The organism is Gordonia terrae (genome assembly GCF_051789125.1).
In the GTDB taxonomy this organism is placed as follows: domain Bacteria; phylum Actinomycetota; class Actinomycetes; order Mycobacteriales; family Mycobacteriaceae; genus Gordonia; species Gordonia terrae_A.
The window spans coordinates 2,164,548-2,188,813 of the sequence record NZ_CP196526.1 but is presented as its reverse complement, the minus strand read 5'-3'; the positions used below and the strand labels follow the sequence as shown (position 1 = coordinate 2,188,813).

At 68.8% G+C, this 24,266-nt stretch carries 23 protein-coding genes; 5 read left to right on the top strand and 18 right to left on the bottom strand.

Annotated elements, in window-relative coordinates; translation table 11 throughout:
• Nucleotides 1-124: 124 nt before the first annotated feature.
• The 10 genes from ftsY to rsmD all read right to left on the bottom strand — a co-directional run bounded on the left by ftsY (nucleotide 125) and on the right by rsmD (nucleotide 10,581).
• Complete coding sequence (gene ftsY, locus ACSUZC_RS09915) at nucleotides 125-1,726, bottom strand: signal recognition particle-docking protein FtsY (protein WP_439032629.1); 1,602 nt, start codon at nucleotides 1,724-1,726, stop codon at nucleotides 125-127.
• Complete coding sequence (gene smc / locus ACSUZC_RS09910; RefSeq protein WP_439032628.1) at nucleotides 1,723-5,331, bottom strand: chromosome segregation protein SMC; 3,609 nt, start codon at nucleotides 5,329-5,331, stop codon at nucleotides 1,723-1,725. Before smc ends, ftsY begins: the two co-directional genes overlap by 4 nt.
• A gap of 44 nt (nucleotides 5,332-5,375) precedes the next feature.
• On the bottom strand, nucleotides 5,376-5,681 hold the full coding sequence (locus ACSUZC_RS09905; protein WP_439032627.1) for an acylphosphatase: 306 nt from the start codon (nucleotides 5,679-5,681) through the stop codon (nucleotides 5,376-5,378).
• A gap of 4 nt (nucleotides 5,682-5,685) precedes the next feature.
• On the bottom strand, nucleotides 5,686-6,144 hold the full coding sequence (locus ACSUZC_RS09900; protein ID WP_439032626.1) for an OsmC family protein: 459 nt from the start codon (nucleotides 6,142-6,144) through the stop codon (nucleotides 5,686-5,688).
• A 10-nt stretch (nucleotides 6,145-6,154) separates the two neighbouring features.
• Nucleotides 6,155-7,048: a bifunctional DNA-formamidopyrimidine glycosylase/DNA-(apurinic or apyrimidinic site) lyase gene (gene mutM, locus ACSUZC_RS09895; RefSeq protein ID WP_439032625.1), complete on the bottom strand. Its 894-nt coding sequence runs from the start codon at nucleotides 7,046-7,048 to the stop codon at nucleotides 6,155-6,157.
• 36 nt (nucleotides 7,049-7,084) lie between these two features.
• Nucleotides 7,085-7,810, bottom strand: a complete 726-nt coding sequence (rnc, locus tag ACSUZC_RS09890; RefSeq protein WP_439032624.1) for a ribonuclease III — start codon at nucleotides 7,808-7,810, stop codon at nucleotides 7,085-7,087.
• Nucleotides 7,803-8,453 (bottom strand): YceD family protein, encoded by a 651-nt coding sequence (locus ACSUZC_RS09885; RefSeq protein ID WP_439032623.1) that lies wholly within the window; start codon nucleotides 8,451-8,453, stop codon nucleotides 7,803-7,805. Before ACSUZC_RS09885 ends, rnc begins: the two co-directional genes overlap by 8 nt.
• A gap of 89 nt (nucleotides 8,454-8,542) precedes the next feature.
• Nucleotides 8,543-9,394 carry a DivIVA domain-containing protein gene (locus ACSUZC_RS09880; protein ID WP_439033067.1) on the bottom strand — a complete coding sequence of 284 codons (852 nt, stop codon included), beginning with the start codon at nucleotides 9,392-9,394 and terminating at the stop codon, nucleotides 8,543-8,545.
• 116 nt (nucleotides 9,395-9,510) lie between these two features.
• Nucleotides 9,511-9,999 carry a pantetheine-phosphate adenylyltransferase gene (gene coaD, locus ACSUZC_RS09875; protein WP_439032622.1) on the bottom strand — a complete coding sequence of 163 codons (489 nt, stop codon included), beginning with the start codon at nucleotides 9,997-9,999 and terminating at the stop codon, nucleotides 9,511-9,513.
• Between the two features lie 30 nt (nucleotides 10,000-10,029).
• Nucleotides 10,030-10,581 carry a 16S rRNA (guanine(966)-N(2))-methyltransferase RsmD gene (rsmD, locus tag ACSUZC_RS09870; protein WP_439032621.1) on the bottom strand — a complete coding sequence of 184 codons (552 nt, stop codon included), beginning with the start codon at nucleotides 10,579-10,581 and terminating at the stop codon, nucleotides 10,030-10,032.
• 164 nt (nucleotides 10,582-10,745) lie between these two features.
• Between rsmD and ectA the strand changes: the two genes are divergently transcribed.
• From ectA to ACSUZC_RS09855, 3 genes are all read left to right on the top strand, one after another.
• Nucleotides 10,746-11,273 carry a diaminobutyrate acetyltransferase gene (gene ectA / locus ACSUZC_RS09865; protein WP_439032620.1) on the top strand — a complete coding sequence of 176 codons (528 nt, stop codon included), beginning with the start codon at nucleotides 10,746-10,748 and terminating at the stop codon, nucleotides 11,271-11,273.
• Between the two features lie 170 nt (nucleotides 11,274-11,443).
• Nucleotides 11,444-12,715: a diaminobutyrate--2-oxoglutarate transaminase gene (gene ectB / locus ACSUZC_RS09860; protein ID WP_439032619.1), complete on the top strand. Its 1,272-nt coding sequence runs from the start codon at nucleotides 11,444-11,446 to the stop codon at nucleotides 12,713-12,715.
• Nucleotides 12,712-13,143 (top strand): ectoine synthase, encoded by a 432-nt coding sequence (locus ACSUZC_RS09855; protein ID WP_439032618.1) that lies wholly within the window; start codon nucleotides 12,712-12,714, stop codon nucleotides 13,141-13,143. Before ectB ends, ACSUZC_RS09855 begins: the two co-directional genes overlap by 4 nt.
• 41 nt (nucleotides 13,144-13,184) lie before the next feature.
• Here the strand turns inward: ACSUZC_RS09855 and ACSUZC_RS09850 are convergent, their stop codons facing one another.
• Nucleotides 13,185-14,039: an alpha/beta fold hydrolase gene (locus ACSUZC_RS09850; RefSeq protein ID WP_439032617.1), complete on the bottom strand. Its 855-nt coding sequence runs from the start codon at nucleotides 14,037-14,039 to the stop codon at nucleotides 13,185-13,187.
• 105 nt (nucleotides 14,040-14,144) lie between these two features.
• On the opposite strand from ACSUZC_RS09850, the gene ACSUZC_RS09845 reads away from it, so the two are divergent.
• Nucleotides 14,145-14,762 (top strand): TetR/AcrR family transcriptional regulator, encoded by a 618-nt coding sequence (locus ACSUZC_RS09845; RefSeq protein WP_439032616.1) that lies wholly within the window; start codon nucleotides 14,145-14,147, stop codon nucleotides 14,760-14,762.
• 21 nt (nucleotides 14,763-14,783) lie between these two features.
• Nucleotides 14,784-15,662, top strand: a complete 879-nt coding sequence (locus tag ACSUZC_RS09840; protein ID WP_439032615.1) for a Sir2 family NAD-dependent protein deacetylase — start codon at nucleotides 14,784-14,786, stop codon at nucleotides 15,660-15,662.
• A gap of 13 nt (nucleotides 15,663-15,675) precedes the next feature.
• Here ACSUZC_RS09840 and proB read toward each other — a convergent pair whose 3' ends face one another.
• The 7 genes from proB to ACSUZC_RS09805 form a co-directional block, all read right to left on the bottom strand.
• The gene (gene proB / locus ACSUZC_RS09835; RefSeq protein WP_439032614.1) at nucleotides 15,676-16,827 is read right to left on the bottom strand and encodes a glutamate 5-kinase; all 1,152 of its coding nucleotides are present in this window, start codon (nucleotides 16,825-16,827) and stop codon (nucleotides 15,676-15,678) included.
• Nucleotides 16,824-18,293, bottom strand: a complete 1,470-nt coding sequence (gene obgE, locus ACSUZC_RS09830) for a GTPase ObgE (protein ID WP_439032613.1) — start codon at nucleotides 18,291-18,293, stop codon at nucleotides 16,824-16,826. The genes proB and obgE overlap by 4 nt, the downstream gene beginning before the upstream one ends.
• 96 nt (nucleotides 18,294-18,389) lie before the next feature.
• Nucleotides 18,390-18,653, bottom strand: a complete 264-nt coding sequence (gene rpmA, locus ACSUZC_RS09825; RefSeq protein ID WP_004019626.1) for a 50S ribosomal protein L27 — start codon at nucleotides 18,651-18,653, stop codon at nucleotides 18,390-18,392.
• Nucleotides 18,654-18,693: 40 nt separating this feature from the next.
• Entirely contained in the window at nucleotides 18,694-19,005 is a 312-nt protein-coding gene (gene rplU / locus ACSUZC_RS09820; protein ID WP_238419064.1) for a 50S ribosomal protein L21, read from the bottom strand.
• A 275-nt stretch (nucleotides 19,006-19,280) separates the two neighbouring features.
• The gene (locus tag ACSUZC_RS09815; protein WP_439032612.1) at nucleotides 19,281-22,835 is read right to left on the bottom strand and encodes a translation initiation factor IF-2 N-terminal domain-containing protein; all 3,555 of its coding nucleotides are present in this window, start codon (nucleotides 22,833-22,835) and stop codon (nucleotides 19,281-19,283) included.
• Nucleotides 22,836-23,259: 424 nt separating this feature from the next.
• A complete protein-coding gene (ndk, locus tag ACSUZC_RS09810) occupies nucleotides 23,260-23,676 on the bottom strand; it encodes a nucleoside-diphosphate kinase (protein WP_439032611.1) in 417 nt (138 codons plus the stop codon).
• A 38-nt stretch (nucleotides 23,677-23,714) separates the two neighbouring features.
• Nucleotides 23,715-24,179 (bottom strand): hypothetical protein, encoded by a 465-nt coding sequence (locus ACSUZC_RS09805; RefSeq protein WP_439032610.1) that lies wholly within the window; start codon nucleotides 24,177-24,179, stop codon nucleotides 23,715-23,717.
• Nucleotides 24,180-24,266: the final 87 nt, after the last annotated feature.

Sequence of the window (24,266 nt, the reverse complement as noted above, 5' to 3'; positions counted from 1 at the left end):
CGGTTTGTATTTCGCGCGTGTAACGTCCCAGTTCGCTTCTGAGAAATGTCTCAGAGACGTCGGGCGACCGCTAACCCGAGATTTCCGATCGCAGATCCCGGGTTCACGGCAGCGTCCCTGGAGTTCAGAGCAGGGCGTCGACGAAGGCCTCGGGCTCGAACGGCGCGAGGTCGTCTGCACCCTCCCCCAGGCCGACGAGCTTGACCGGCACACCGAGTTCCTTCTGGACGTGGAAGACGATCCCGCCCTTGGCGGTGCCGTCCAGCTTGGTGAGTACCACACCGGTGATGTTGACGACCTCGGCAAAGACCCGGGCCTGCATGAGACCGTTCTGGCCGACGGTGGCGTCGAGGACGAGGAGCACCTCGTCGACGGGGGCCTTCTTCTCGACGACGCGCTTGACCTTGCCGAGTTCGTCCATGAGACCGGTCTTGGTGTGGAGGCGTCCGGCCGTGTCGATCATCACCACGTCGACCCCGGTCGCGATGCCGCGGTCCACCGCGTCGAACGCCACCGCCGCGGGATCGGCCTGCTCTTTGCCGCGGACGATCTCCGCGCCGACGCGCTCACCCCAGGTCTGCAACTGGTCGGCGGCCGCCGCGCGGAACGTGTCCGCGGCACCGAGCAGCACCCGGCGCCCGTCGGCGACGAGCACACGCGCCAACTTGCCGGTGGTGGTGGTCTTCCCGGTCCCGTTGACCCCCACGACGAGAACCACCGCGGGCCGCCCGGCATGCGGGAGCGCGCGGATCGAGCGGTCGAGAGTGGGGTCGAGCTGATCGACGAGCACCCGCTTGAGCAGGGCCCGCGCCTCGGCCGCCGACCGAACCGGGTTGGCGGCGAGCTCGGTCCGCAGCGTCTCCACCACGGTCGCCGTGGTCGACGATCCGAGGTCGGCCATGACCAGGGTGTCTTCGATCTCTTCCCAGCTGTCCTCGTCGAGGTCGCCCGCGCCGAGCAGGCCCAGCACGCCCTTTCCGATCGCCCCCTGCGACCGGGACAGCCGCCCGCGCAGACGACCGAGCCGCCCCGCGGTGGGCGCGATGTCGTCGAGCGGGACAGTCGCGGTCGCCTCCGCCGCGTCGTCGGGAACGACGGTCCCGTCCGGTGCGACGGTCTCGGTCTCGGTGGCCTGCGGTGCCGCGGCCTCGGGGGTGACCTCCGGGACTTCGGTGACCTCGGGTGCAGCGGTCTCGGCGTCGGCAGTCTCCGATGCAGCGGTCTCGGACTCGGCTACCTCCGGTGCAGCGGTCTCGGGCTCGGCGACCTCGGGTGCAGCGGTCTCGGGTGCAGCGGTCTCGGACGCGGCCGGGGCGTCGTCGACATCGGGCAGGGACACATCGGGAAGGGACACATCGGTGACACCGCGCCGAACCGAGTCGCGCGGCACGGCGGCGTCGTCGCCGACCCCCGGTTGCCCGTCGACGTCGGTGCGCTCCACCGGCGGCCGCACGGTGGGGCCGTCCGGCTTGCGCACGGGTTCGGGCTTGCGTGCCGGCGGTTCCGCGAGCGGCGTCGCGGTGTCCCCCCGGCTGAAGTTGAAGCCCGACCCCGCCTGGTATCCCCCGGAACGGTCGACCTGTCGAGTCGTGCCGTCGACGATCTCCTGCGGCTTGTCGTCCGACAACGAGATGCGACGACGGCGCGACAGCACGAGGCCGAGCACGATCAGCGCGGCCACGACGAGAACCGCGATGACGATCCCGATGATGATTCCGGTGTTCACTGGCTGGTGTCCTCCTGTTGACCCACGGGCATGTTCACCCCGCGCATGCGCTGCGAGATGACTGTCGTGATGCCATCGCCGCGCATGCTGACTCCGTAGAGCGCGTCCGCGACCTCCATCGTGGGCTTCTGATGGGTGATGACGATGAGCTGCGACTTCTCCCGCAGCTGTTCGAACAGCTTGATGAGACGCCGGAGATTGGTGTCGTCGAGCGCCGCCTCGACCTCGTCCATGACGTAGAACGGCGACGGGCGGGCGCGGAAGATGGCGACCAGCATCGCGACCGCGGTCAGCGACTTCTCACCGCCGGACAGCAGCGAGAGCCGCTTGACCTTCTTACCGGGAGGCCTCGCCTCCACCTCGATACCGGTCGTGAGCATGTCGCCGGGTTCGGTGAGCACGAGCCGGCCCTCGCCCCCGGGGAAAAGGGTCTGGAACACCTGCCCGAACTCCCGCTCGACATCGGCGTAGGCCTCGGTGAACACCTGCAGGATGCGTGCGTCGACGTCCTCGACCACGTCGAGCAGGTCCTTGCGGGCGGCTTTGACGTCCTCGAGCTGCGACGACAGGAAGTTGTAGCGCTCCTCCAGCGCGGCGAACTCCTCGAGCGCGAGTGGATTGACCTTGCCGAGTGTGTTGAGGTCCTTCTGCGCCTTCTTCGCCCGGGCCTCCTGAGTCGCCCGGTTGTACGGCATGGGAGCGGGGGCGACCACTTGTTCGCCGCGCTCCTTCGCCTGCTCGTACTCCGCCATCTCCAGCTCCGACGGCGGCATCGGGACGTCGGGACCGTATTCGGCGATGAGGTCGTCCGGCGTCATCGCGAAGGTCTCGAGGACCTGCTCCTCGAGTTGCTCGATGCGCAACGCGACCTGCGCGCGGGCCACCTCGTCGCGATGAACGGTGTCCCGCAACGAGTTCAGCGTGCCCGTCAACTCGTTGACCCGAACCCTCAGCCCGTCGAGCGTCGCGGTGCGGGCGACACGGATCTCCTCGAGTTCGTCGCGCCCGGCCTGGGCCGAGGCCACCGCCGCCGCGAGCCGTTCGCTGACCTGCGCGCCCGCGCGTTCGACCGCTGCGGCGACGCCCGCGGCCTGCCGCCGGATCTCGTCCTGACGGCGTGCGCGCTCGCGCGCCTCGCGCTCGCGCTGGGCGGCCCGACGCAGCGACTCGGCCTTGCCGCGGACCGACGCGAGACGTTCCTCCGCGGTGCGCAGGGTCAGCCGGGCCTCCATCTCCGCGCCCCGTGCTACGCCGACGGCTGCCGCGGCGGTGGCGCGTTCGGAATCATCCGCGGACATCTCGACGCCGTCGTCGGACTCGTCCCGGGCGAGACGAAGCCGTTCGGTGAGCTCATGCAAGGACGCGAGCGTCTCGGCCCGACCCTCCTCGAGCAGCCTGCGCTGGCGTGTCAGTTTGTCGGCCTCGGCGAGCGAGTTCCGCACCTCCTGGCCCAGCCGTGCCATGTGCTCGTAGGCCGCACCGACGCTCGCGTCCGATTCGTGCAGCGCGGCGAGAGCTTCTTCGGCGGCCTCGCGCCGATCATGTTGTTCGGTGAGTGCACCGTCGAGTGCCGCCTCGAGTTCCTCGACGCGTCGGCGCGTCGACGCGAGTTCGGCGGTGGCGGTGTCGATGGCCGACTGGACCTCGAGGGTGGACGGGCGACGCGACGAACCACCCTCGATGGAGGCCGGTCCGATGCGGTCGCCGGCATGTGTGACCGCACGGACGCCCAGGGAGCGGGCGAGTTCGAGACCGCGTGCCGGGTCGTCGACGATGACGGTGTCGGCGAGGACGGTGTCGACGGCCGCCCTGATGTCGTCGGGCGTGCTCACCACCGAGGCCGCCCACCGGGCACCCTCGGGCAGCTCGACCGCACGGCCGCGGATCGGGGCGGTGAGCCCGCCGCAGATCAGCGCCGCCCGTCCCCCGTCGCCGGACTTGAGTGCTTCGAGTGCGCGGACGGCGGCGACCCCGTCGACGGTGACGATGCCGTCGACGGCGGGTCCGAGCGCTACGGCGATCGCCGTCTCGTAGCCCGGCTCGACGGTCACCAGCTCCGACATCGGGCCCCGCAGGCCGTCCGGCGCGTGCTCGAGCAGCCAGGCACCGCCGTCGCCTCGTTCGAGACCCATCGACAGTGCGTCCACCCGTGCCGACAACGAGGCGATGGCGTGTTCGGCCTGCCGGTGCGACGCCTGCAGGGTGGCGACCCGCTCGTTGGACAGGTTCAGCGCGGCGACGCAGCGCTCGTGGTGTTCGTCAAGCGCGCGTTCGGACGCCTCCAGCTCCGCGAGCTCACCGGCGGCCGAATCCTGTTGTGCGGTCGCGGCTTCCGCGCGTTCGGTGGCGGCCGCGATCCCGGCGGTGAGCCGCGCGGCCTCGGCGTCGGCCGACTCCGACCGCGTTCGCAGGTTGTCGACCTGACCCTCGAGGCGGGCGAGCCCCTCTCGCCGGTCGGCGATGGCACGCACGGCCGCGAGGTGTGCGGCCTCGGCCGCCTCGGCGACCGATTCGCGCTCGCCGAGTACTTCGCGGGCGGTCTCGAGCTGCTCCGCGGCGATCTCGACGCCCTCGGCGAGTTCGGCCTCGAGTTCGGCCGCCTCGAGCGCCTGTTCGTCCAGCTCGTCCGGATCGGGCCCGGAGGCCTCCGTCGACGACTCGCTCAGATATCGGCTCCGCTCGGCGGCGACCCGGCGGGTCGCGTCGACCCGCTCCGCCAGCGCCGACAGCCGGAACCACGCGCGGTTCGCGGCAGCGGCCGCGGGAGTGATCTCGGCGAGGTGGTTCTCATGTTCGGCGAGTTCGGCGTTGGCCGAGTCCAGCTGTGCCGCCACCTCGTCCTGACGGCGGCGGACCTCGTCCTCGACGGCGGTGTGTTCGGCCATCTCGGCACGACGGGTGACCAGGTCGTCCGCGGCGAGGCGCAACCGGGCGTCGCGCAGGTCGGCTTGGACGGTCTGGGCGCGGCGGGCGACCTCCGCCTGGCGACCCAGTGGCTTGAGCTGGCGGCGGAGTTCCGCCGTCAGGTCGGTGAGCCGCGCAAGGTTGGCCTGCATCGCGTCGAGCTTGCGGACCGCCTTCTCTTTGCGCTTGCGGTGCTTGAGTACGCCCGCGGCCTCCTCGATGAATGCGCGGCGGTCCTCCGGCCGGGACTCGAGGATCGCCGACAGGCGACCCTGGCCGACGATGACGTGCATCTCCCGGCCGATACCCGAGTCGGAGAGAAGTTCCTGCACATCCATCAGCCGGCACGTACTGCCGTTGATCTCGTACTCACCGGCACCGTCGCGGAACATGCGTCGGGTGATCGACACCTCGGAGTACTCGATGGGCAGCGCACCGTCGGCGTTGTCGATGGTGAGGGTCACCTCGGCGCGGCCCAGCGGCGGGCGTCCGGATGTGCCGGCGAAGATGACGTCCTGCATCTTGCCGCCCCGCAGCGCCTTGGCGCCCTGCTCGCCCATCACCCAGGTCAGGGCGTCGACGACGTTGGACTTACCGGAGCCGTTGGGTCCGACGACGCACGTGATACCCGGCTCGAAGCGCAGGGTCGTCGCCGAGGCGAACGACTTGAAGCCCTTCAGGGTCAGGCTTTTGAGGTGCACGACGGTACAGAGTACTCACCATCGCGATCCGTTTCGGGCTCCGCTCACCGTTCGACGAAGCCGCTGAGGTCGCCGCGCGGCACGTCGAGCCGCTCGACGACCAGATCGACGCGGCCGGGCGTGTCACCGGACCGCAGCGCGTCGAGGAGGGCCAGCGCGGCGCGGCGCGGCCCCTCGGCGACCACCAGCACGCGACCGTCGGCCTGATTGGACGCATAGCCGACGAGCCCGAGTTCGAGCGCTCGCGACCGCGTCCACCACCGGAACCCGACACCCTGCACATGCCCGTGGACATGCGCGGTCAGCCTGACGGGGTCGGTGCCGTCCTCGCTCAGGGTCTCGTCGGTCACCGCGTCAGTCCGTCTCGATCCGCAGATCGACCTCGGCACCGGCCTTGATGGTGCGTCCGACCGTGCACACCGCGTCGATGGCGCGCTCGACGACGACGAGAAGCCTCGCGGCGGCGTCGGGATCGAGTTCGGACAGGTCGACCTGGAGGATCTCCTCGATCCGCGGGTAGGCCTCGTTTTCCCGGTCTGCGTCGCCGCCCACCCGGATCGTGGCGTCGTAGTCATCGCCGAGGCGTCGGGAGAGCGGCCGGTCCGACGACATGCCCGTACAGGCGGCGAGCGCGATCTTGAGCAGCTCGCCGGGCGTGAACACACCCTCGACATCCTGGGAGCCGATGAGGACCTCGGCACCGCGCGAACTGCGGCCGGTGTAGCGCCGCGTGCCGGTGCGGTCGACCCACAGTTCGGTATGTGCCGGTTCCCCCTGCACCGCGACGGTCTGCTCGGTGGCTTCGGTGGTCATCGTGATCCTTTCAGGGCGTGTCCGACGGGCGTCGCTGACACCGCGGACAATAGTAAGAGCTGCGGTTCATGAAAGATTCCCGCCGCATGATCGCCCCACACCGGCGGCACGGCTCGCCCGCGCGGCCGTAGGCGTTGAGGGAACGTTCGAAGTAGCCGGATTGTCCGTTGACGTTCACGTACAAGGCGTCGAACGACGTCCCGCCGACCTTCAGCGCCTCCGCCATCACCGCGGTGACCTCCACGATCAGTTCACGCAGCTTCTTGCGGCTGATCGTCTCGGCTATCCGCGCACCGTGCAGACGGGCGCGCCAGAGCGCCTCGTCGGCGTAGATGTTGCCCACCCCGGAGATCACCGTTTGATCGAGCAGGACCCGCTTGATCTCGGAGTGCTTGGCGCGCATACGGTTCACGACCCGTTCGACGTCGAAGGCCGGGTCGAAGGGGTCGGTCGCGATGTGCGCCACCGACACCGGGACGTCCGCGGGTGCCGGATCATCGGCACGCGCATACACATCCGGGGTGTAGTCGTCGAGATGCCAACCGCCGAAGGTCCTCTGGTCGACGAAGCGCAGCTCGTTCTCGTCGTCGAGCATCGCGCGGGCACGTAGGTGGGTGTGGTCGGGCGCACCGCCGCGGGCGATCAGCATCTGCCCGCTCATGCCGAGATGCACGACCAGCGCGGCGCGGTCGGTGGCGTCGGAGACGTCGATCCACAGGTACTTGCCGCGACGGCGCACGCCGGTCACCGTCTTGCCGGTGAGGCGACCGACGAGGTCGGGCTCGCCGCCCGGGTGCCGTCGCACCACGCGGGGATGCGCGACGTCGACCGACGTGATCACGCGGTTGACGAGATGGGTCTCGAGGCCGACGCGCACGGTCTCGACCTCAGGCAGTTCAGGCATGGGGTGGTTCAGGCATGTCGGGCATCCGGGATGGGCTCACGAGGCAGATGCGCGCTCGGTCAGCACTTTCCACGCATGCGCCGCCGCCTGCTGCTCGGCTTCCTTCTTGGTGCGCCCGACGCCCTCGCCGAGATTCTCGCCTGCGACGACCGCGGCCGCGGTGAACTCCTTGTTGTGGTCCGGACCCGTGGCGCTGATCTGATACTGCGGCGGGCCGAACCCCCGCTCCGAGCTGAGCTCCTGCAGCGAGGTCTTCCAGTCCAGTCCGGCACCGAGCTGTCCGGCCCGCTCGATCCGCTCGTCGAAGAGACGCAGGATGATCCGCTGGGAGGTCGCGAGTCCGTGACTCAGGAAGACCGCCCCGAACAGCGATTCCAGGCCGTCGGCCAGGATCGAGTCCTTGTCGCGGCCGCCGGTCATCTCCTCGCCCCGGCCGAGGTAGAGGTACTTGCCGAGACCGCCCTCGTCGCCGAGGCCGCGCGCGACATCGGCGAGCGCGTGCATGTTCACCACACTCGCGCGGATCTTCGCGAGCTCCCCCTCCGGACGGTCCGGGTAGCCCAGGTACAGACGCTCGGTGATGACGACACCGAGGACGGAGTCGCCGAGGAACTCGAGTCGTTCGTTGGTGGGCAGTCCACCGTTCTCGTACGCATAGGAACGGTGGGTCAGGGCGAGGGTGAGGAGATCGTCGGGGATGTCGGTGTCGAGGGCTGCGAGCAGCGCGGCGCGCGGGCCGTCCTCGCGCACGGCCTCAGTCACGACGCTTCTGGGTGTCGGCATCGGCGTCTCCGCCGGCCGCCTCGCCCGCGGTCTCGTCGGTGAGGTCGGCGAACTTGTTCGCGAGTCCGGCCCACCGGGGATCGATCAACTCGTGCCCGTGTCCGGGTTCGGCGATGGCGAGTCGTACGCCGCACACCTGGCAGAGGCCGGGGCAGTCCGGCGAACACAGCGGCGACATCGGGAGTTCGAGCACGACCGCGTCGATGATCGGCTGCTCCAGATCGATCCGGTCGTCGTCGATGCGGTGGATGTCCTCGGCGTCCGACGTCCGATCGGTGGTGCTGTCGGGGTAGGCGAACAGCTCGGTGAGGAACACCGTCACCGTCCCGTCCACGGGTTCGAGACACCGGGCGCACTGCCCGACCGTCTCGCCACACACGGTGCCCGTGACGAGCACTCCCTCGCTCACCGCCTCGAGGCGGAGGTCGAGATCGACGTCGGAATCCGCTGGGATCCCGATCATCTCGACGCCGAGCTTCTCTGGGGTCCGCACCGTGCGATGCACCTCGGACATGGTGCCCGGGCGGCGCCCCAACGAGCGGATGTCGAGTACGAACGGATCGCGCCGCGGCGCCGAACCGGGACCGTGCGACGCCTCTGATGTCACAGCATGATCAGCCACAAACGCCCACCATACGCTCGCGGTAGCGAATCATCGACCGGCGCCGGGCACCCGTGCTGCGGACCCGCGATCCTCGGTGTCACGCCGTGTCACACCGCGAGCGGTGATCCCTGCTCGCGGTCGTAGGAGTTGCGGGTGGAGGTCTCCCGTGACCGGGTGTTGTCGGTCCGGCCGTCGCCGCGACCGTGCTCGTCGACACTGCGCGGGTACTCCACGTAGTCGTGCATGCCCGCGCCGGTGCGCAACTGGTGCCGACCGCGGTTCACCGAACGCAGGGTGCCGGTGAGGATCTCCTCGAACTGGGCGAGCTTCTCGTCGACGTAGACGTCGCAGTCACCGCGCAGACGGTCGGCCTCGGCGTGGGCCGCGTCGATGATCCGCTCGGCCTCGGACTTCGCCGCGCCGACGACCTCGGTCTCGGACACCAGCCGCTGCTGTTCGGCGATGCCGTCGGCAACCGACTTGTCGTAGGAGTTGTTGGCGGCGTCGATGGTGCGCTGGGCCTCGGCGCGTGCGCGGCCGGTCACCGCCTCGAACTCGCGTGCCGCGCTGGTCTGCAGCCGGTGTGCCTCGGCGCTGGCGTCGTCGATCAGCGAACCGGAGTGGGCACCGGCCTCGTCGACCATGCGATCGGCCTGCGACTTGGCCTCGGACAGGATGCGATCGGCCTCGGCACGAGCGTGCGCGAGCACGGCCTCGGACTCCGAGTCGGCCTTCGCCACCGTCGTCTCGGCGTGTTCACGCGCATCCCCGATGAGGGTGTCGCGCTGATCGAGGACATCCTGGGCGTCGTCGAGCTCGCCGGGGATCGAATCCTTGATGTCGTCGAGCAGTTCCAGCACATCGCCACGTGGAACGACGCACCCGGCGGTCATCGGCACACTCCGCGCCTCTTCGACAATCGCGACGAGCTCGTCGAGAGCCTCAAATACCCGGTACACAGCCACCCCAATCCGGCGCTTGCCTGTTTGCAACAATTGGTGAATCTGTGACTATTGTGCCGAATGTTGCGCTTGTGACTCGTGAAGCGGATGGGGTGTGTCGCGCCGGGTCGTGATCAGACCGTGCGTTCGCCGGACAACCGCCGGGCGAGGTGCTCGTGGATGTGCGCGGACAGGAAGGGTGAGACGTCGCCGCCGAGCTTGGCGACCTCCTTGACCAGCGAGCTCGACACATGCGCGAACCGGGGATCGGTCAGCAGGAACACGGTCTCGACATCGGCGAGTTCGCGGTTCATCTGCGCCATGGGCACCTCGTAGTCGAAGTCGACCGCGGAGCGCAGGCCTTTCACGATCGTGTGGATCGACTCCTGTCGCAGGTAGTCGACCAGCAGCCCTTCCCAGCGGTCCACGCGCACGTTGCCCAGGTCGGCGCAGTCCTCGCGGATGAGCGCGATGCGTTCGTCCACGCTGAACATCCCCCGCTTGTTCGGGTTGACCACCACGGTGATCACCAGCTCGTCGAAGCACGCAGCAGCGCGCTCCACGACATATCGGTGGCCGAGGGTGAAGGGATCGAAGGAACCGGGACACACTGCCGTCGTCATGGGCTGAACTTACCGGCCGGCCGCCACCGGTCAGACCCGGAGACCGACCTCCACCCGGGTGTCGCCGTAGGACTTGTCGGCGATGACGTCGAAGCCCGCGGGCCACACGTCCCCCGGCGAGCGATTCGCGCGCTCGACCACGACCAGCGCGTCGTCGGCCAGCCGCGGGAGGAGGGCGCCGAGATCGTCGGCGACACGGTCCGGCCCGAGCGCGTAAGGAGGGTCGGAGAAGACGAGGTCGTACCGGCGCTCGGGCGGCGAGGACAGATAGGTGGACACCATCCGGGCGGTCACCGTGGCCTGAGCGGAGATGTCGCACGCCGTCAGATTCGACGCGATCGTCGCCGCGGCCCGCCGGTTGGAGTCGACGAAGTTCGCCCCGGCCGCACCGCGGGAGATCGCTTCGATACCGAGCGCCCCAGAGCCCGCGTAGAGATCGAGCACCCACAGACCCTCGAGGTCGAACCTGGCGGCGAGTAGGTTGAACAGCGACTCCCGAACCCGGTCGGAGGTGGGGCGCGTTCCCTCGTCCGGCACGCGCAACCGGCGCCCCCGCAGCCGGCCCGCGATGATCCTCGTCATCCGGCCATTCTGCAACCCGGGAACCCCTTCCGACCAACTCTGAATCACGCCTTTGTGACTCACTTCACATTGCATGCCTGATCAGGCGTAAGGTAGGCGATCCGAGGGCCAATTTCGGCCGATGCATGACTTCGCCGACACGCGTTGTTAACGTCAAATGCGTTATGAGCCCTTCCCACACAAGAACGGCCCCAACAACCACCCTCGCTGTCGACTACCGTGAACCCACGGTCGACGACGGCACCCGCCTCTGGGAAATCGCTTCGGACTCAAAGGTTCTCGACGTCAATTCGAGCTACGCCTACGTCCTCTGGTGCCACGACTTCGCCAAGACCTCCATCGTGGCGGAAGTCGACGGTCGCCCGGTCGGTTTCGTGACCGGCTACCGCAGGCAGAACGACCCCTCGACCCTCATGGTCTGGCAGGTCGCCGTCGACGACGACGCACGCGGTCACGGAGTCGCCGGCACCATGCTGCACCGGCTCTTCGATCGCGCCAACCTGCAGGGCATGGTCGCGATGCACACGACCATCAGCCCGGACAACGTCGCCTCACAGCGGCTGTTCGCTTCGGTCGCGAAGGCCCGCGGACTGCGTTTCGAGCGGCGAGATCTGTTCGCCGCGAACACATTCCCGGATTCGCACGAACCCGAGGACCTTTACATGCTGGAACCGGAGATCCCCGAGCCCTGACTCGGACGAGATCCCTCTCGCATGCCCCGCCCTTCCGGCGGTCTCAGGGCACCACTTGAGGTACCCACCACGCAGAGCTGTACGACGCGTCAGCCGATAGGCCTTTCGCGCAACAGATTTCATCGCCATAAGCCTGAAAGTTCTCTGTCACAACAGAAGGAAGCACGATCATGCAACTTCTCGACACCACCATTGACGATTCCGTCTTCACCACCCACGAATCCGAGGTCCGCAGCTACTGCCGCAACTGGCCGACCGTGTTCACCACGGCCAAGGGCTCGTACATCACCGACCAAGAAGGCCGCGAGTACCTCGACTTCTTCGCCGGCGCCGGCTCGCTGAACTACGGGCACAACAACCCGGTACTGAAGAAGGCACTTCTCGAGTACATCGAAGCCGACGGCATCACGCACGGTCTCGACATGGCGACCGTGGCCAAGGGCAACTTCATCCAGAAGTTCACCGACCACATCCTGGAGCCGCGCGGCCTGGACTACAAGATCCAGTTCCCGGGACCGACCGGAACCAATGCGGTGGAATCGGCACTCAAACTGGCCCGTAAGGTCACCGGCCGCACCTCCATCATCAGCTTCACCAATGCCTTCCACGGCATGACCCTCGGTTCGCTGTCGGTGACCGGTAACTCCATGAAGCGTGCCGGCGCGGGCATCCCGCTGGTCCACGCGACCCCGATGCCCTTCGACAACTACTTCGACGGCGTCATGGAGGACTTCCACTGGTTCGAGCGCGTCCTCGACGACTCGGGCAGCGGTCTCAACCGTCCCGCCGCCGTCATCGTCGAGACGGTGCAGGGCGAGGGCGGCGTCAACGTCGCCCGCCCCGAGTGGCTTCGTGCCCTCTCCGACCTGTGCCAGCGACGCGACATCCTGCTGATCGTCGACGACGTGCAGATGGGTTGTGGCCGCACCGGCGAGTTCTTCTCCTTCGAAGAGGCCGGCATCAAGCCCGACATAGTGACGCTGTCGAAGTCGATCAGCGGTTACGGCCTGCCGTTCGCCCTCACGCTGTTCAAGCCGGAACTGGACGTGTGGACCCCGGGTGAGCACAACGGAACGTTCCGCGGCAACAACCCCGCCTTCGTCACCGCCGCCAAGGCGATCGAGACCTACTGGTCCGACGACAGCCTGACGCGCGACATCCACGCCAAGGGTGAGCGCATCCACGAGGTCTTCACCGAGCTGTGCGAACGCTACGAGGGCATCACGACCCGCGGGCGCGGCATGGTCCGCGGCCTCGCCTTCGAGGATCACACCGCGGCCGGCAAGGTCTGCGCCTCTGCATTCGGCGCGGGACTCCTGGCCGAGACGTCGGGTCCGTCCGACGAGGTCGTCAAGCTGCTCCCGCCGCTGACCATCTCCCGCGAAGACCTCGACCGCGGCCTGGCCATCCTGTCCCACGCAGTCAAGGAGGTGATCGGATGATCGTCCGCACCACGCAAGAGATCACCGGTACCGACCGCGAGGTCGCGGACCCGAAGGGCAACTGGGTCTCCAAACGCATCGTGCTCGGGGGCGATCATGTGGGGTTCTCGTTCCACGAGACCACCATCAAGGCCGGTTCGGTGAACGAATTCCACTACGCCAACCACGTCGAGGCGGTCTGGCTCGTCGAGGGCACCGGCACTCTGCTCGATCGCGAGACGGGTGAGACCTATCCCCTGGCTCCCGGCACCATGTACCTCCTCAACGGGCACGAGCGGCACACGGTGACCGCCGACACGCAGTTGCGCATGCTGTGCGTGTTCAACCCGCCGGTCGTCGGCACCGAGGTGCACGACGAGAACGGCGTGTACCCGCTGGTGGCGGTTCCCCAGCCGTCCGGGAAGCACGCCGAGGAAGCTGCTTCCTGACCTAACTGACGCATCACAGGCGCCGCGTCCGGTGGCCATCGCTAGGTGTCTCTGGCGATCGCCACCGGAAGCGGCGTCTTGTGTGTGTGCGTCTGCCAGAACGCCACCACCGCATCGACGGTGTGACCCGGTTCTTCGAGTGCCGGGACCACCCGGGCGCCGCGTACCGTGACCTCGCGGGCGTTCTGCATGGTGCGCGCCACCATCTGCGCCTCCTCGGGGGTCCACTCTCCACGGTCGTCGGTGGTCACGAACAGCACCGGGCACGAGATCTTCTCAGCCGCCCACGTCAGGTCGGTGCGATGGAGGATGGCCGTCTTGACGGCCGAGATCATCGACCGGCCCGACACTCGCACCGCCCGCCGGACGAGGTCGACTGCTTCGGGGTCATCGTGACGCGTGCGATCGGTGAGCAGCGTCTCCTCGATGGCCGACCAGACCGGACCACGGGCACCGATGATCCGGTAGATCGGCAGCAGCACCTGGACCCGCCGGCGCAGAGCCCGGTCGATCGGGACGGTCGGTGCGCTCATCGCCACGAGACTTTCGACCAGAGCCGGTTCGGTCGCCGCGAGTTGCATGCCGACGTGCCCGCCCCATGCGTTCCCGACCCAGTCGACCGAGCTCGCGGCCGACACCTCGCAGACTTTCGCGATGACCTCGAGTGCTGCGTCGGCGCAGGCCGCGATGTCCGCGGGCCGTGCCGTCTTCTCACTGCGCCCGCACCACGGGGCGTCGACGAGGAACAGACGGCGGTGCGCCGCCAGCCCGGCCTCGACGCGGCTCCAGCTCCCCGAGTCGACGAACATGCTGTGCCACAACACCGCCGGGGGTCCGTCGCCCACGTCGCGGACATGGATGCGGCCCAGCCGCGTCTGCACTTCGAACTGTCCCATTGCCACTCCCACCGTGTCGGTGACCCGGGAGTCGGCATCTCCGGGTCTGATCACCTCGAATTCAAAGTACACCGTGTATTTCGAATTTTGTCTAGACTTGTCGTCGTGCCCAGGTCCTATTCATCGGAACTCCGGACCGAGCGAGCCCGCGAGAATCGTGCGTTGGTCCTCACGACTGCCACTGCGATGTTCTGCGAAGACGGGTGGGTGTCGACGACGATGTCCGGGGTGGCGACCCGGGCGGGCCTCACCCGCCCCACGGTCTATCGGCAGTTCGACAACAAGCTCGAACTCCTCGATGCATGCATCGTCGCGGCGCTGCGTCGCGACGAGGACGTCCCGGTCCGCGACGGCGCCGACTACCAGGCGATGGGACACGGAAATCGGCAGACACGCATCCGTGCCGCGGCATCATGGCTGCGCGCGGCGCACCTGCGGTCGGCGGCCATTCAGCATGTGCTCGACGAGGCCGCCGTCACCGACAGCGATGCGGCAGCACTCCGGGATCAGCGTGAGCACACCCGGTGGAACGAGGTCCGCTGGGCCCTCACACTCATCCTGGACCGGCCGCCGACCGATGAGACCGTGGACGCGACGTGGGTGCTCGCCTCGCGAACGTTCTGGCTCCGTCTCGTCCGGGAGCGCGGGTGGAGTCCCGACGAGTGGGAACAATGGTTCATCGCGCACACCACCACCACGCTCGACCCGCTCGACGGTGCGTGAGTCGCGCCTATCCTGGGCAGGGTGCGTACTCGTCTCCAGCTCGGTACCACCCCCGCCGAGCACACCCCGCTCGACGACGACGTCGAGGACCGCATCGCCCTGGCGGCGGACATCCTCGCCGGACGCCGTTTCGCGGTTCTGACCGGCGCCGGCATCTCCACCGATTCCGGCATCCCCGACTACCGGAGTCCGGGCTCACCGCCACGCACCCCGATGACCCTCGAGATGTTCCTGTCGTCGGCGGACTTCCGGCGCCACTACTGGGCTCGCAATCACCTGGGTTGGCGCCACATGGACGCGGCGCTGCCCAACAGCGCCCACCTCGCACTGACCGATCTGCAACGCCGAGGCCGGTTGTCGCGGGTTCTCACCCAGAACGTCGACATGCTGCACACCAAGGCCGGGACGCGAGGCGTCATCGAGCTACACGGGTGCTATGGGCGCGTCCGGTGCCTCGACTGCGGGTGGCGCATCTCCCGGCGCCGGTTGGCCGAGCTGCTGGAGGCGGTGAACCCGGGCTTCGCCGAACGCGTCCGCGGGCAGGGGGCGATCGAAGTCGCCCCCGATGCCGACGTTGCGCTGTCCGACACCTCCGACTTCGTCATGATCGACTGCGCCGACTGCGGCGGAATCCTCAAGCCAGACATCGTCTACTTCGGTGAGACGGTTCCGAAAGACGTTGTCGGCGAGGCATATTCGGTGGTCGACGACGCGGATGCGCTCATCGTGGTCGGTTCGTCGCTGACGGTCATGTCCGGGCTGCGGTTCGCGCGTCGCGCACACCGCGCCGGCAAACCCCTCATCATCGTCAACCGCGGCGTCACGCGCGCCGACGAACTCGCGTCGTTGAAGATCGACCACGAGGCCGGGGTCGTACTACCCGCGCTCGCGACGTTCTGACCCGTCCGAGAAGTCAGCGGGAGACGACCACCAAGTCGTCGGCATGCACCACGGGACGCTGTAGTTCCGGCGGCAACGCACTCGTGGAGCGCCCCACCATCGACGTCACGTCGTCCACCCCGTACGCGGCGACCCCGCGCGCACGCACCGCGCCGTGACGGTCGACGAGCTCGACGACGTCGCCCTCGAAGAAGCGGCCCTCCACGCCGACGATCCCCGCGGCGAGGAGCGACCGCCGACGCTGGGACACCGCCGCCACCGCACCGTCGTCGAGGATGATGCGGCCGCGGGCGTCGGCGGCGTGCCGTACCCAGAACCGGCGCGCCGACAACCGCTCGGGGCGGGCCGCGAAGACCGTTCCCACCGAGGCATCCGCGAGGGCCTGCGCCGCCGACGACGCCGCGGCGAGCAGCACCGGCACGCCGGCGTCCGCCGACAGCCGGGCCGCGGCCAACTTCGACGCCATGCCGCCGGTGCCCAGGGCACCGCCAGAGCCGGCGATCACACCGTCGAGGTCCTCGGGTCCGTGCACCTCCGGGATCCATCGCGCCCGCCGGCCGTCGATCCCCACCTTGCGCGGGTCGCCGTCGTAGAGGCCGTCGACATCGGAGAGCAGGACGAGGGCGTCGGCGCCCGAGAGGTGTGCCACGAGAGCGGCCAGACGGTCGTTGTCACCGAACCGGATCTCGTTGGTGGCGACGGTGTCGTTCTCGTTCACCACCGCAACGGCACCCAGCGACCGCAGCCGGTCCAGTGTCCGTTGCGCATTCGCGTGGTGACTGCGATTGGAGATGTCATCCGCGGTCAACAGGACCTGTCCCACGGTGCGGCCGTACCGCCCGAACGACGTGCCCCACGCGTGGGCCAGTGCCAACTGCCCGACGCTGGCAGCAGCCTGCTTGGTCGCGAGATCGGTGGGTCGTTTGCGGAGCCCGAGTGGCGCGATGCCCGCCCCGATGGCGCCCGACGACACGACGATGACATCGGAACCCGCGCGCATCCGGGCCTCCAGGGCATCAGCCAGCGCATCGAGCCGGTCGCGGTCGAGACCGTCCGCGAGGTCGGTCAGCGCCGACGAGCCGATCTTGACGACGATGCTTCGGGCAGAAGCGATCTGGTCGCGGACCGAACCGTTTCGGCTCGCTCCGGCGGCACCGGAGCTCACGGCAGGTCCCGCTCGCCGCCGTCCTCGTCCGGCAACCCGCGGCGCAGCCGACGCGCCTGCTTGCGCTCGGCGGCACCCACGCGGTCCGAGCGGTCGAGGCGGATGTCGGTGCCGCGCCCGGTGACGGGGACGTCGTCGCCCATCGGCGTCGAGGGCTCCCAGTCGAAGGTGACCGCGCCGATGGTGACCGGGGCGCCCGGTTCGGCCCCGCGGCGGACCAGCTCGTCTTCGACGCCCAGGCGGTTGAGCCGGTCGGCGAGATAACCCACCGCTTCGTCGTTGTCGAACTGGGTTTGCGCGATCCACCGTTCCGGGCGTGTGCCGCGAACGATGAAACCGCCTTCGTTGTCCGGATCCTCGTCGATCGTGAAACCCGCATCGTCGACGGCCCTGGGGCGGATCACCGCGCGTCGAGGAGTCTTCGCCGGCTGCGCCTCCCGGTACTCCCGGACCATCCGGGCGAGGGCGAAGCTCAGCTCACGGAGACCCTCGTGGGCGACCGCGGAGATCCGGAACACCGGCCAACCACGTTCTGCGAGTTCGGGTTCGATGAGGTCGGCAAGCTCGGCCGCGTCGGGCACATCGAGCTTGTTGAGGATGACCACCCGCGGACGCTCTGCGAGGTCGCCGAGACCGTGGTCGGCGTCGAGTGCCGGGCGGTAGGCCGCCAGCTCGGCCTCGAGGGCATCGATGTCAGAGATGGGATCGCGGCCGGGTTCCAGTGTGGCGCAGTCGACCACGTGAGCGAGGACCGCACAACGTTCGAGGTGACGCAGGAACTCCAGCCCCAGCCCGCGTCCGGTGGACGCACCGGGGATCAGGCCGGGAACGTCGGCGATGGTGAAGACATCGCCGGCGGTCTGCACCACACCGAGATTCGGCACGAGAGTGGTGAACGGGTAGTCGGCGATCTTCGGCTTGGCCGCCGACAGCACCGAGACGAGGGACGACTTGCCCGCCGACGGGAACCCGACGAGCCCGACATCGGCAACGGACTTCAGCTCGAGCACGAGCGAGCGTTGCTGCCCCTCCTCCCCCAGGAGGGCGAACCCGGGTGCCTTGCGCGCCTTCGAGGCGAGGGAGGCGTTACCCAACCCTCCGCGGCCACCCTGCGCGGCCTCGAACGTGGTGCCCTCGCCGACCAGGTCGGCCAGGATGGTCCCGCTCTCGTCGAGGACGACGGTGCCGTCGGGCACCTTCAGGACGAGATCCTCACCGGTGGCACCGTCGCGGTTGTCGCCTGCGCCCGGTTTGCCATTGGCGCCCTTGGCATGCGGGTGGAAGTGGAAGTCGAGCAGAGTGTGCACCTGCGGGTCGACGACGAGACGCACCGAACCGCCGTTACCACCGTTGCCGCCGTCCGGCCCGCCGAGAGGCTTGAACTTCTCGCGGTGCACCGACGCGCAGCCGTGGCCGCCGTTGCCCGCCGCGACGTGGATGGTCACGCGGTCGACGAACCGAGACATCGAAATCCTTCTTCCGTGAAAAACAAACCAGGGCGGGCAAGGTACGCGATGACCCTGCCCGCCCTGGAAAAGGCTGTGTCGTGCCGGTTGCTCAGGTCAGACCGAAGCGGTTTCCGGGACGATGTTGACCGTCTTGCGGCCGCGCTTGGAGCCGAACTCCACCGCACCCGCGGCGAGCGCGAACAGGGTGTCGTCGCCACCGCGACCGACATTGACGCCGGGGTGGAACTTGGTGCCGCGCTGGCGGACCAGGATCTCGCCTGCGCTCACCTGCTGGCCGCCGAAGCGCTTGACGCCGAGCCGCTGGGCGTTGGAATCGCGACCGTTGCGCGAGCTGGACGCGCCCTTCTTGTGTGCCATGTGTCAGTCCTCCTGAGGTCTACTTCGAAGCTGCGTCGAACTACTTGATACCGGTGACCTTGAGGACCGTCAGCTTCTGACGGTGGCCCTGGCGCTTGTGGTAGCCGGTCTTGTTCTTGAACTTGTGGATGCGGATCTTGGGGCCCTTGACGTGTTCGACGACCTCGCCGGTCACCGAGATCTTGGCCAGCTTGTCGGCATCGGTGGTCAGGTCCGACCCGTCGACGACCAACGCGACCGGCAGGCTCACCGTGGCGCCGACCTTCTCGTCGATCTTCTCGACCTTGACAGTGTCGCCCTCAGCGACCTTGTACTGCTTTCCGCCGGTCTTGACGATCGCGTACGTTGCCATCGAAGTTCTTCCTCTTACTCGTCTTATCGGACCCCGGGCGCGGCGAGCGCGCCCTGGGCGTTGGTGTTGTGCGTGCCGACACGGGCCGCAGGGCACCCGATCACGAGGACGGGGATGGCTGCGGTTCGCGCCGAAGGCCTGCCGACGGGATTCGCACCGTTACCGTGCCGGAGCAGGCAGAACAGCGCAGACCCTCCGCGGGAGGCGACTTTGCAAGGTTACGGGACCGGCGGCGGTCGGGTCAAACTCGCCGACGGTCCCCCATCCTCGGCCGCTCAGGTGTCCGCGGGCGGTGGCCCGGCCGGTCGTCCTGCGCTGCGCTTACGGGGTCTACGGCGGACCGCGACCGCGGCCTCGACCGGTTCCGAGGACATCGGCCCGAAGGTCGTCGTCGGGGTCTCGGGGACCACGTCGACGGCGGTCATCACCACGTTCTCGGGAGCGGTCGTCGTCTGCGCCGGACGCCGGACGACCCGCCTCCGGCGTCGAGCCGCTGCCGGAGCCGACCCGTCGGCCTGCTCGGACCCGTCCGCGGACACCGGTTTGACCTCAGCCGGCGCGACCTCCGCCGGCGCGACCTCAGCCCGCGCGACGTTGGTCGTGGCAACTTCGGGCGCCGCGGATTCCGTCGACGCCGTCCCGGCCGACGCGGGCTCGATCTGAGCCGACTCGTCCTGGGGAGTGTCCCCATGCTCGTCGACGTCCCCGAGGTCGTCGTCGTGGGTGTGCGCGGCCATGGCCCGGAACATCGGGTGTTCCGCGGGCTTGTGGGCCGAGGCCGCGACGGCCGCCGGCTTGGCGTCCGGCTGCGGCTCGGCCTTCTTCTTCCCGCGCCGCGACCGCTTGGAACCGGCCCCGTCGGATCGTGCCGAGTCGTCGGTCTTCACCTCGACCGGGTTGGCGTGCACGATGATGCCCCGGCCGTTACACGCGGTGCATGTGGTGGAGAAGGCCTCCAGCAGTCCGGTACCCAGACGTTTGCGCGTCATCTGCACCAGCCCCAGCGACGTGACCTCCGACACCTGGTGACGTGTGCGGTCACGGGCGAGAGCCTCGGTGAGCCTGCGCAGCACGAGATCCCGATTGGACTCGAGGACCATGTCGATGAAGTCGACGATGATCATGCCGCCGATGTCGCGCAGCCGCATCTGGCGCACGATCTCCTCGGCCGCCTCGAGGTTGTTGCGGGTCACCGTCTCTTCGAGGTTGCCGCCCGAGCCGGTGAACTTGCCGGTGTTGACGTCGACGACCGTCATCGCCTCGGTGTGCTCGATGATGAGCGTGCCGCCCGAGGGCAGCCACACCTTGCGGTCGAGCGCCTTGGCCAGTTGCTCGTCGATGCGGTGGACCACGAAGGAATCAGGCGCGTCCGCATGCGGCTTCTCGAACTTCTCGACTCGCTCCATCAGGTCGGATGCCACCGATCCGACGTAACCCTCGACGAGGTTCCACGCCTTCTCACCCTCGACGACGAGCTTCTTGAAGTCCTCGTTGAACAGGTCGCGGACGACCCGCACCAGCAGGTCGGGCTCCTCGTACAGCGGCTTCGGCGCCGAGGCGCCGCCCTTCTTCGCCTGGGTGACCGCTTCGTCGATGGACTTCCACTGCGACTCGAGTCGGGCGATGTCGGCGCCGAGCTCCTCGGCGCTGACGCCCTCGGAGGCCGTGCGGATGATGACGCCGGCCTCGTCGGGGACGAGTTTGGCCAGGATCTGCTTCAGTCGCTTGCGCTCGACATCGGGCAGCTTGCGGCTGATACCGGTCGACGATCCGCCCGGCACGTACACCAGGTACCGGCCGGCCAGCGAGATCTGCGTGGTCAGGCGGGCACCCTTGTGACCCACCGGATCCTTGCTGACCTGGACGAGCACGTTGTCGCCGGGCTTGAGGGCCTGCTCGATCTTGCGGGAGCCACCGTCGAGTCCGGCGGCGTCCCAGTTGACCTCGCCGGCGTAGAGCACGCCGTTGCGGCCGCGGCCGATGTCGACGAAGGCCGCTTCCATACCCGGCAGGACGTTCTGCACCCGTCCGAGGTAGATGTTGCCGACCATCGACGACGACGTCGCCGTGGTGACGAAGTGTTCGACGAGGACACCGTCCTCGAGCACCGCGACCTGGGTGTAGTCCTCCACCGCGGTGTGCTCGTGGCCGTCGCCGTCCGAGATCTGGGTGTTGGCGCTCCGCTCGCGGACGACCATCACGCGGTCGACGGCCTCGCGCCGGGCCAGGAATTCGGACTCGGTCAAGATCGGCGGCCGCCTGCGTCCCGCATCACGGCCGTCGCGACGACGCTGGCGCTTGGCCTCCAGCCGAGTCGATCCCGAGATCCCCTGGACCTCGTCGCGGGCGCGCTTGCTGCGTGGCTCGCGTTCGTGGACCACCGTGTTCGGCGGATCGTCGGCAGACGCCTCGTCCGAATCGCCCCCGCCCTTGCGGCGGCGACGCCGACGGCGGCGACGCGTCGACGACGAGTCGCCCGAGTCGTCGTCATCGGTCGAGTCGTCGGAACCGTCCTGGGAGTCGGCGTCGTCCGACGCCTGCTCGCCCTTGGCCGATTCACTCTTGTCCGAATCGCTCTTGTCTGAATCGTTCTTGTCTGGATCGCTCTTGCCGGATTCGTTCCTGTCGGTCCCGGACCGGCGACTGCGACGGCGCGTGCGCTTACCGGACGGGCGCCCGTACTCGGCATCGTCTTCCGCATCGGTCTGCGACGCGTCGTCCCCGGCGGCGTCATCCGAACTCGACGACGTCGGTTCGGACGGCTCTGCATCCGACGAGTTGTCAGACGTCACCGTCCCGGAATCGTCGGTGTCCTCACCGCCGTCGGTATCGGTGTCGTCCGAGTCATCGGAGTCGTCCGAGTCGCCGTCGGCGCCCTGGTCACCCCGGCCCCGCCCACGGCCCCGACGTCCGCGGCGGCGGCGACGCCCACGACCCTGTCCCGAATCATCCGAGCCTGAATCGTCCGAGCCCGAATCGTCCGAGCCCGAATCGTCCGAGCCCGAATCGTCCGAGCCCGAATCGTCCGAGCTCGAATCGTCTGCGCCAGAATCGTCGGAACCCGCATCGTGGGAACCGGGGACATCCGAACCGGGGCCAGCGGTGACAGCTTCGGCCTCAGCGGAATCCTCGGAGCCGGCGGCGGGCTCATCGACACGCGTCTTACGGCTCTCGGGCACGTCGGCGGGCGCGGCGCCGTCCTGGGTGCGGGTCCCGGCGGCGTCGCTCGCGGTCTCGGACTTCGCCTTGGCTCGGCTCGGTCGTGCCGACTTGGGCTTCTCGGCCGGTGCCTGCGGCTGCAGGAACAGCGGCTGCGCCCCGACGGCTGGGTCGCCCTCGGATGCGGGGGCGGCGACCGGGGCATCGATCCGCGACGATGCCGCCGAGAACAGAGTCGGCATGCCCTCATCCGGGGCCGCAGTGCCGGACGGGCCCTCGGGATCTGCGACCTCGGGCTCCGGCGCCTCGGCGGTCTCGGGTTCCGGGGTGGGGGCCTCCGCGACGTCGGGCGCTGGGGCCTGGGCTTCAGACTCGGGGCTCACGGGCGGGGGGCTCACGGGCGGGGGGCTCACGGGCTGGGGGCTCTCGGCCGCGTCGCTCGTGTCGGCAGCCTCGGCCCGTACTCGTTCGGCCACCGCCTTGGCCAGGTCGCGGTCGACGCTGGACTGCGGGCTGCGGGTCTGCACCCCCAGCGACGCCAGATGCGCGAGCACCTGGCGGCTGGTCAGTCCCAGGAAGCGGGCCAGGGCGTGCACACGAAGTTTGGTCGGAAATTCCTCCGCCGATTCTGACGCTGCGTTCGCGTCAGCCGGCGACCCGTTGTCGGTCACTCAGTCTCCTCGAACCCCCGGGCGCGTCGGGCTGACGCGGCCACGCGAGGGTCTGCTCTGTGTCCCGGTCCGAACAGGACCGGTGTTGTGTGGTCTGCGCGTGATCGTGACGATCCGACCTGCGGACCACCCGACCACGCTCTTGCTGTGTCGATGACCGCATCCCCGGACGCCTTCCACGCCACCGGGCACAGGGAGAACCTGAGTGTTCGGCTGCTGGCAGCAGTGCGAACCTCGGTGGGGTCAGCTGCGGTTTCGTGCGTCGCGGTACAGCGTGCTGTACCGCGACGCGCCGGAACCAGGGCGCGTCATCCGGTTGCCGTCGACAAAGTGTGTCGGCGATAACTGTGCAAGTATCCCACACCGCGGTCAGATGACCGCAAAGGATGAGCGTTTGACGGCGCGCGTCGAGCGGAGTGACCGCTCAGCCGGCGAGTTCGGGGAACCAGAGAGCGATCTCGCGCTCCGCCGATTCCGGTGAATCGGACCCGTGGACGAGGTTGAACTGGGTGTTGAGCGCGAAGTCACCGCGGATGGTCCCGGGCACCGCTTTCTCGACGGGATCGGTACCGCCGGCGATCTGCCGGAACGCGGCGATCGCACGCGGACCTTCGAGCACCGCGGCGACCAGCGGCCCCGAGGTGATGAACTCGAGCAGCGACCCGAAGAAGGGCTTGTCCTCGTGTTCGGCGTAGTGACCTCGGGCGACCTCGTCGCCTGCGGTCTTGAGCTCGAGCGCCACGAGCGTCAAGCCCTTGCGCTCGATGCGGCTGATGATGTCGCCGACGAGCGCGCGTTCGACGCCGTCCGGCTTGATGAGTACGAGAGTGCGTTCAGTCACGCCTGACACCTTATCGACCAGCCCGGCGATCGAGACGGTCAGGAGCAGTACTCGCCCGAGACCGGGAAGAAGCCGTAGTTGAAGAGGCTGCCACTACGTGCCCGGGGGTCGACGACGACCTGCAGACACCCTCCGGGCGAGGCGAGCGCTCCGGCCAGGGCGAGGTCGAACTGTTGTGCCAGAGCCAGATTCGCCGGCCGGTACTGGGCGGGCACCGGCATGCTGGCGATGGCTTCCGGCGCCTTCATCGACGCCGCGCGCTCGGTGATCGCATGCGTCGCGATGTAACTGAACTCCCCCGGCCCGACGGGAACCGGCGCGTCGGCCACCGGGACACCGGTCATGTTGGCGATCCCGATCGGAGCCTGGTCCGGTGCCGGATCCGCGGAGGCCACCGCAGGCGAGGTCAGCGCGAGCGCCGCACCGGCGAGGACGAGTGCGGCGCATGCCGGTGCACGGCGGGCGCGGTCGGAGATGGCGGTCCGGCGGAGTTGAAACTGCACGTACGTCCTCACGTTGGGTGTCGGCCATGGGTTCGACGCGCGGGGAAGCGACCCGATCACCCCCCGCGGCTCCGGCCATTGTTACAG

Bases quoted from the DNA above. Each gene is read 5' to 3' on its own strand.
- ACSUZC_RS09900 (WP_439032626.1), bottom strand. From the start codon at position 6,144: ATGACCACCGAAGCCACCGAGCAGACCGTCGCGGTGCAGGGGGAACCG.
- rpmA (WP_004019626.1), bottom strand. From the start codon at position 18,653: ATGGCACACAAGAAGGGCGCGTCCAGCTCGCGCAACGGTCGCGATTCC.
- ectA (WP_439032620.1), top strand. From the start codon at position 10,746: ATGAGCCCTTCCCACACAAGAACGGCCCCAACAACCACCCTCGCTGTC.
- rsmD (WP_439032621.1), bottom strand. From the start codon at position 10,581: ATGACGAGGATCATCGCGGGCCGGCTGCGGGGGCGCCGGTTGCGCGTG.
- obgE (WP_439032613.1), bottom strand. From the start codon at position 18,293: ATGTCTCGGTTCGTCGACCGCGTGACCATCCACGTCGCGGCGGGCAAC.
- mutM (WP_439032625.1), bottom strand. From the start codon at position 7,048: ATGCCTGAACTGCCTGAGGTCGAGACCGTGCGCGTCGGCCTCGAGACC.
- coaD (WP_439032622.1), bottom strand. From the start codon at position 9,999: ATGACGACGGCAGTGTGTCCCGGTTCCTTCGATCCCTTCACCCTCGGC.
- ACSUZC_RS09850 (WP_439032617.1), bottom strand. From the start codon at position 14,039: ATGGGACAGTTCGAAGTGCAGACGCGGCTGGGCCGCATCCATGTCCGC.
- ACSUZC_RS09855 (WP_439032618.1), top strand. From the start codon at position 12,712: ATGATCGTCCGCACCACGCAAGAGATCACCGGTACCGACCGCGAGGTC.
- ectB (WP_439032619.1), top strand. From the start codon at position 11,444: ATGCAACTTCTCGACACCACCATTGACGATTCCGTCTTCACCACCCAC.
- rplU (WP_238419064.1), bottom strand. From the start codon at position 19,005: ATGGCAACGTACGCGATCGTCAAGACCGGCGGAAAGCAGTACAAGGTC.